Source organism: Sphingomonas faeni, from assembly GCF_030817315.1.
In the GTDB taxonomy this organism is placed as follows: Bacteria; Pseudomonadota; Alphaproteobacteria; order Sphingomonadales; family Sphingomonadaceae; genus Sphingomonas; species Sphingomonas faeni_C.
On record NZ_JAUSZF010000003.1, the window covers coordinates 121,192 to 129,035 of the forward strand.

The following is a 7,844-nucleotide window of genomic DNA, read 5'->3' on the forward strand; positions in this document are numbered from 1 at the left end:
TTCATGAACGTGGCAAATCCCAGTTTAGAATATCGTACCCGCCCAAGCGAGGACTTGTTGTCCGGCGCGTCAAACGAGGACAATATACCGCCTATTCGCCGCTACATCCGTATTGCACTAAGGTGGCGATATGTGATGATCGGTAGCGTGGTTGGCTGCCTATTGTTGGGCCTAGTCGTAACGCTTCTCATGAAGCCAAAGTACACAGCGTCAAGCACCATCGAAATCTCACGTGAGTCCGAACGCGTTACAAAGTTTCAAGGTGTGGACCGTGAAGCCAGTGAGGCGGATCAAGAGTTCTACCAGACGCAATACGGCTTGCTCAAGTCACGCTCGCTATCCGAGCGGGTCGCTCAGCAATTGCGACTTGTAAACGATCCTAAATTCTTCGAAATGTTCGGAGTGAGCTCCGACGAAGACGGCGCCTTTGCGCAAGCGGGCGGACGCTACACCGTGCAAGGTCGCACTGCGCGCCTGCGAATAGCTGGCGAAGTACTTAGGCGTAACTTTGCGGTAACCCCTGCCCAGCTTTCGCGTTTGGTCGAAATTCGGTTCACCAGCAGGTCACCTGACTTTTCCGCTAAGATCGCGAACGCATACGCTGAAAATTTCATTCAAACGAACTTAGAGCGCAAGATTCAGGCGACCTCTTACGGCAGAGACCTCCTGCAGCGGCAACTCGCGCAGGCGAAAGAGCGGCTCGATGAATCACAACGTCAATTAGTGCGCTATGCCTCTGCGCAACGAATTATCAATCTGCCGGGTCAACCTACTGCGCAGGGTGGAACGTCAGAGCGGTCGCTCGTGGCAGATGAGTTGCAAAGTCTCAATGCCGTCTTGACGCAAGCGACGGCGGATCGCATCCAGGCCGAGGCGCTTTACCGTGAGCAAGGCCGTGCAGGGGCTTCTGGTGACGCCCTTCGAAACCAGGCAATTAATGCGCTCCGTCAACGACGCGCCGAGCTAGCGTCAGACTATCAACGCATGATGGTCCAATTCGAGCCGGGCTACGCGCCGGCGCGGGCGATCAAGGCACAGATTGATCAGCTAGATAAGAGCGTTTCGCGAGAGGAAGCGCGGGTTACGGGATCGGCGGAAGCCGCTTACCGCCAAGCATCTCGCCGTGAAGCTGAACTTAGCGCTCGTGTGGAGGCATTAAAGTCCAGTTTCTTAGATCTTCGTACGAGAAGCATCCGGTATAACATCTTCCAGCAGGAGGTGGACACCAACAGAGCTCTGTATGATGCGCTACTGCAACGATACAAAGAGATCGGCGTCGCAGGCGGTGTTGGGATCAACAATGTTATTGTTGTTGATCCGGCGGTTGTGCCCGACTCGCCATCAAGTCCACGGATATTCCTAAACCTTGCACTTGCTCTTCTTGTAGGTATCGGCTTGGGATCCATTCTCGCGTTTGCCTTGGAACAACTAGACGAAGCGATCACCGATCCGTCGGAGGTCGAGCGTTTGCTTGGCCTGCCATTGCTTGGTACTGTGCCAAAAATCGTCAATGCTGAGCCGCGCGAAGCGCTGCTTGATCGCAAGTCGGCGCTTGTCGAGGCTTATCTAGCAATTCAAACTAGCCTTGCTTTTGCCACTGAGCATGGTGTGCCACGTTCACTTGCGGTCACATCAACCCGGCCTGCCGAAGGCAAATCAACGACGGCGTTAGCATTAGCAACGATGTTGGCCCGGGCTGGACAGCGTGTCGTCCTGGTCGATGGCGATATGCGATCTCCGTCGGTACATATGCTCGCCGGCGTCGGGCATGAGATCGGCCTTAGTAATTATCTGACTGGGTATGACAATCTGAACAGTATTATATTTCCAGTCGATGACCTTGGTCTTTCGATCATTACGGCGGGGCCGTTGCCGCCTAACGCAGCGGAACTTTTGACTGGCAACCGCTTGTCGATCTTGGTCGAGCGCCTGCTCGAAAGTTTCGACAACGTTATCATTGACTCGCCGCCGGTAATGGGTCTGGCGGATGCGCCGTTGATCGCCAGTCGTGTAGAGGGCGTGATCTACGCTGTTGAGTCTCATCAAATCCGATCTAGTCAGGTAAAGGCCGCGATAGCGCGTTTGCGTGGCTCACATGCTAGAATATTTGGTAGCGTTCTGACAAAGTTCGAATCCAAGAAGGCGTCGTATGGGTATGGCTACGAGTATGGCTATTCATATGGCCGTGAAGATAAGTAACCGATAGTCTTGGTGGCGGATCAGATGGCAAACACTAAATCTAAGCGGAGTATTACGTCATACTCCGCTCGTCGAATGGGTCTTGCCGTCGTCGCCACAGCGCTTGGCTATTTTGCTTGCTCGCTAAGTCTTGCCGAGGTCACTAAGAAGACCGATCCCGATACCGCTCATCGTTTGGCGGCTTATAATGGTCGAGTGACGGCTGATTTAGCACTCAGCATTTTCCAGACGAAGCCGGACGGAAGTGTTGACTCGCCAGCGGCCCATCTTGCACGGCTTGCTCTGAGGCAAGATGCCACGGCAATATCTGCATTAACGGTACTGGGTACTCAGGCGCAGATGCGCGGAAATCTGGTCGAGGCCCGTCGGATCTTTAGGTATTCGGAGTCTTTGTCGCGTCGAAATATACAGACGCAGGTATGGGCTATTGAAGAAGCGGTAAAAGATGGCGACGAGAAAGGCGCGCTTCGACATTATGACGTCGCGTTACGCGTATCGCGTGACGCATCGAACTTGCTGTTTCCTGTGCTAACACGGGCCCTATCGGATCCGTCCATCCAAACTAATCTTATTCCCATTTTAGCAAAAAAGCCGGCATGGGGCCCAACATTTTTGGGGTATGCGCTGGGAAGGGCAGATCCCAAAAATACCTTGGCATTGTTCATCAAACTTCGGCAGGCCAAGGTTGCCATACAGCCGGATGCATCGGCGTCGTTAATTAATCGCCTGCTGCTTTATAATGAGCCGACGTTGGCGTGGAACTATTATACCTCGTTAAATATGGCGGCTCGTGTAGATCGCTCACGCGATCCTACTTTTAGGGCCAGTCCAGCGAGCACATCCCAGTTTGATTGGGTTGCGAACAACGATGATAGTGCCGCGGTGACAATTCATCGTAGCGGCCCGAACGGTGTAGTCGATTTTTCAATGCTGCCGGAACGCGACGGTGTACTTTTGTCCCAAGTTCAGGTGCTTCCACCCGGGGAGTATCTATTGTCTGGAATCGGAAACGCGGGAGATTTACCCTCCACGTCATTGCCATATTGGAAGCTTACCTGTCGCGACGGACGTGAGCTTGGTCGAGTTTCGTTGGCGCCGTCGCAGCAACTGAAAAACTTTAATGGGCGGTTTGTGGTCCCTGAGGCGTGTCCTGTACAAACCCTGTCTTTCATAGCGCGTCCCGTCGAGGGTGCGACCGGCTTATCTGGGCAGATAAGCCGAGCCGTGTTAACGCCTGATCGACAAGTTCCCGAAATCTGAGGCGGTTCGTCTGCTTAGTAGAAGCACTGCGTAAGACGGTTCATTATGCGGTGATCGGATATTAAGTATACCAGTCTTTTTTTTGCTCGTGTTTGTTTAAAGCGGTTAGTCTGATAATGATCGCGTTGTCTGCTTGTTGCATGATCCGCGATAGACTTTAAATTGCGCGGTAATGAGCTATGTATTACGCGGTCAAACTCCGGTTACTTTTAAAGATTAACGATTGCCAACGCGTTGGCACATTCGTACGTAACTACCGCATTTGATAGGTAAGGCGCGTACATTTAGCTTTCCACATTTCTTGGGTGGATTGCTATTGTAGGGAACGGTCAAGGAGCCCTTCGGGCAAGAATATGAATGTATAATGTTGCTCTTATTCGGCTGTATACCTTTTATACATTTAGACGTAGTTCAGCTACGCAGAATTAAGAAGGTTAAGGCGTTATTATGGGTCCGCCATCGTAGCGAGGAACATCGGGGCTTAGGGATTGGCTGTCTAGCTGGTTTTACAGCGGCGCGAGAGTTGAGAGTTCGCATCTAGCACCCTCCTCGCCGTCACCCTTGCGTCCGATAACTGTAATTCTCGGACATAAGGGTAGCGCGGCGGAACCGAGCGTGGCACACGCTCTATATGGTCGCTTCCCGCACTCTTGGCCCGATGCCGCTCGATCTGGACCTCACATTGTCGTCAACGGCGCTCGTCACCGCGACCTTGAATGAACCGATGCTGCCCGCGATCCTTCACGAAAAGATCGAACGAGCGGCTGCGTACGCCAAAGCGGCCCGCGCCGGAGCGACACGGCGCGCGTATGATTCCGATTGGGCGATCTTCACGTTGTGGTGCGCACAGCACGGCCTGGCATCCCTGCCGGCAACGCCGGACGTCGTCGCGGTCTTCGCCAGCGATCAGGCAAGCACAGGGCTCAACCCATCGACGATCAATCGGCGGGTAGCGGCGATCGGGCATCATCATCGCGCAGGCGGCTATCCGGCGCCGACCGCGATGCCGGCGGCGGGGCGTCTGGCCGAAGTGCTCGCCGGCATTCGCGCGGAACACGGCGGTGCCAAACGGCAAAAGCGTCCCGCGGACGCGGCTGCGCTACGCAATATGCTGGCTGCGATCGAGGGCGAAGGTTTGCGGGCACTGCGCGATCGCGCGATCCTGGCAATCGGCATGGCCGCAGCGTTACGGCGTTCCGAGATCGTCGCGCTCCAGGTCGAGCATATCGGGATCGTACCCGAAGGGCTGAGGCTTACGATTGCTCATTCGAAAACCGATCAGACCCGGCAAGGCATCGTCATCGCTATCCCCGAGGGGTCGCGCATTCGGCCAAAGGCGTTGCTTCTCGCGTGGATGGCTGCGGCGGGGCATGCCGAGGGCCCGCTGTTTCGGCGCTTGTCGCGGCTTGATGCGCTGACCCCTGCTCCAATGTCAGACCGTGCGATCGCGCGCCTGGTCCAGCATTATGCGGCAGCAGCTGGCTATGATCCGACGCAGTTCGCCGGGCATTCCTTACGCGCAGGATTTCTCACCGAGGGTGCATCACAAGGCGCGACGATCTTTAAACTTCAGGAAGTCAGCCGACATAAATCGGTCCAGGTGCTCGCCGACTATGTCCGCAACGCGGACCTGTTCAACGATCACGCAGGTCAACGTTTCTTATAAACCTCTGATTATTAGCGATATCTCGTCAAACCGGCGATGGCGGCACGTGCATATTCTGGTATCTGACTAGCATGTCTAATAGTCGACACACCTACTATCTGACATGGCGTCACCTCGACATGTTGGATAGTATATTCCGCGAATTTTGCTAGTAGGCAGTCATCAAATGCTGGTTTTTCTCGACTTCGAGGCCTCCTCGCTCGCCAAGCGAAGCTATCCGATCGAGGTGGCGTGGGTGTTTGCGGACGGACGGTCTGAAGCCCACCTCATCCGTCCAGCACCGTCGTGGACCGACTGGGACGAACAATCGGAGGCGATCCACCATATCTCTCGCAGCACGCTGCTGAGCGCAGGCGAGCCCCATGACGCAGTCGCGCAGCGCATGATCGAAGTACTAGGTGGCCACGACCTTCTCGCCAGCGCGCCATCCTGGGACGGGAAGTGGCTCAGCGTCTTGCTTCGCGGTGCCGGCCTCGACCGGCGCGCGCTTTGCCTTCGCGACACCGATGATGCCATCGACGAAGATGCACGCATGGTCCTTTCCTCGAGTGTCCCGCCCGAATTGCTGGACGCAACGATAAAGGATCTGGTCGCGCTGATCGAGGTCCGCGCGCGCGGCAGGGCGCCGGTCCATAGGGCACTGGCGGACGCTGAGGCGGAGCGCCAACGATGGCTCGCGGTTCGAAGCGCCGCGACGGAACTGGCGGAGCAATACGGGGGAAGCTGACGTCGTTGGCGCTTGCGGCCACCCCGTCACGCCGGACTGTCGATATTTCGTAGTTCGCGGTCGGTTATGGCGAATGAGCGACCCGGGTCAGTGAAGACGAGCGCAAGGGGGCTTTTCGCTGATCTGATCGACGCGCCGTGCGCTGTTGGCATAGCTTTCGCCAGCAATGCGATGGCCGTTTGAGTACGGGACATCGAGTTAACATGCCGGCTATCCGACATGGCAGAAAGTCGGCCTGATCAAGCTGGTTTAGTAGGCACTTACGGTTTGGTAGAAACACCTCGGTCGAGCCGAATGTCGGAAGGCAGCACGTTCAATCGCGTGACTGCGCATCCGCATGAGCGGTAACGGCTTCGCAGAGCGCGTGGGTCGATAGAATGTCTGTAGCAACGGTCGGACGTTGCTCGCGTACAGCCAGCAGGAAGTCGGCACACATCGCTTCAAAGCCGCGCTGGCGTCCGACCGACGTCCAGTCGCCACGTCGGCGCCGACATTCCGTCCCTGCAGAGCGGATCGTCTTCGCCATGTCCTGGACCGACTGCCGTACCCCGTTTCCGATCATGTCCAGACGCTCCTCGTCTAGCCCGCTATCCCGGTGCATGGTGCCGATCGCCGTGTACCCGTCACCGGCGAGCATCAGTGTTACGGCTTTAAGCAACCCATGCTCGACATGCGTTTCGATGGTACGGCGTTTCACGGGAGAAGGTGCTAGGAACAACAGCGTGTCGATGATATGGATGAAGTCGTCGAACACCACCCGCCGCGGCGTATCAGGCTGTTTATCGCGGTGTTTTTCCATCAGGATCAGACTGGCGCCAGTGTCGCGAAGAGCGGCATAATCCGGGGCAAAACGTCGATTGAAGCCGACCATCAGGAGCGTCGCCTGGCGTTCAGCAAGTCCGACAAGCTGTTGCACCTGCGCAAGGTTGTCGGCGAGCGGCTTGTCAACGAAGGTCGGAATACGCTGCTCGAGCAGCAACTGGACGGATGTCGCATGTGCACTGGTGGCTGAGTGCACAAAGGCTGCATCGAATGTTGCGGTCGCCAATGCCTGTTCGATGTTCGCATGCAGATGCGGCACACGGAACATGCGTCCAGCATCACGCAGCACTTGTGGATCACGCGTCGCGAGATGCACGTCCAGCTCTGGAAGAGCCGCCAATATCGGTAGATAGGCCTTGCAAGCAATGTCGCCTAAACCTGTTACCAGCACGCGCATTACGATCTCCAGACTGTTCGTTGTGGCTTGCCTATATCAAAAACCACGCGTGGAGGTGTTTCGTCGAAGCCACAAAAAAGGCGATGCCCGACATGTCGATGCGTGACATGTCTAGCTGGAAGACGGTATCGGAGACGTACGCTAAGAGACTGGCAGTTCTGATGGAAACGGAGCAGCCGAGCTGTTCGCAGTTTTTGTCCATCCCACGCGGAAACGCTTAAGGATTTCCGTGACTGCCAAACCCTTGTAGGTTGCCCCGGTCACCAGGCTTTGGAATCGGACGTCCACCCGAAAGGGGCGATTAGCTTAGTTGGTAGAGCGTCTCGTTTACACGAATGACGGCGGTTCAAACCCGCGATCACCCACCATATCGCTTAGTAGTCTTAATAAGTTATCGGCCTAAGCAAATTAGCGAGGCCGCAAAATCTGTTGATGGACCACAGATGGTCAGCAACTCGTCGACGATTGAGATGGTTCGCGTGAATTTCCCGCGTGGTTCGCGTCGTGACGTTGCGGACGTCGTTAGCTCTTCAGGTGCCTGGATTGCCGTTAAGCTGCCTTACGATGGCTGCTATTCGAGATCGTTCATCGGGCCGGAAGCCATCGGCGCATTCCCGTCTTCACCGCGTGGTTTTGCAAAAGTTTTAGCCGGCTACTGAGGCTAGGCCGGTGGTTAGATGCCCCCCCCAATGGCCATAGGTGCCGAACCCAAATGGACCTTCATGTCTCCTGCGGGACTACGCCTTGGCAGAGTTGCCAGTGCTGAAGAACGC

At 56.0% G+C, this 7,844-nt stretch carries 6 protein-coding genes; 5 read left to right on the forward strand and 1 reads right to left on the reverse strand.

What is annotated here, in order from left to right; genetic code table 11:
• Window positions 1-3: 3 nt before the first annotated feature.
• The 4 genes from QFZ54_RS18070 to QFZ54_RS18085 all read left to right on the forward strand — a co-directional run bounded on the left by QFZ54_RS18070 (window position 4) and on the right by QFZ54_RS18085 (window position 5,852).
• Window positions 4-2,199, forward strand: a complete 2,196-nt coding sequence (locus QFZ54_RS18070; RefSeq protein WP_307089777.1) for a GumC family protein — start codon at window positions 4-6, stop codon at window positions 2,197-2,199.
• Between the two features lie 75 nt (window positions 2,200-2,274).
• Window positions 2,275-3,459 (forward strand): hypothetical protein, encoded by a 1,185-nt coding sequence (locus tag QFZ54_RS18075; RefSeq protein WP_307089779.1) that lies wholly within the window; start codon window positions 2,275-2,277, stop codon window positions 3,457-3,459.
• Window positions 3,460-4,183: 724 nt separating this feature from the next.
• Window positions 4,184-5,125, forward strand: coding sequence for a site-specific integrase (locus tag QFZ54_RS18080; protein ID WP_373458632.1), 942 nt, complete (start codon window positions 4,184-4,186; stop codon window positions 5,123-5,125).
• 166 nt (window positions 5,126-5,291) lie between these two features.
• Window positions 5,292-5,852 (forward strand): 3'-5' exonuclease, encoded by a 561-nt coding sequence (locus QFZ54_RS18085; protein ID WP_307089784.1) that lies wholly within the window; start codon window positions 5,292-5,294, stop codon window positions 5,850-5,852.
• A 313-nt stretch (window positions 5,853-6,165) separates the two neighbouring features.
• Here QFZ54_RS18085 and QFZ54_RS18090 read toward each other — a convergent pair whose 3' ends face one another.
• On the reverse strand, window positions 6,166-7,071 hold the full coding sequence (locus QFZ54_RS18090; RefSeq protein WP_307089786.1) for a Gfo/Idh/MocA family protein: 906 nt from the start codon (window positions 7,069-7,071) through the stop codon (window positions 6,166-6,168).
• A gap of 443 nt (window positions 7,072-7,514) precedes the next feature.
• Here QFZ54_RS18090 and QFZ54_RS18095 point away from each other — a divergent pair, with 443 nt between their 5' ends.
• A complete protein-coding gene (locus QFZ54_RS18095; protein WP_307089788.1) occupies window positions 7,515-7,730 on the forward strand; it encodes a hypothetical protein in 216 nt (71 codons plus the stop codon).
• The last annotated feature ends 114 nt before the right edge of the window (window positions 7,731-7,844 follow it).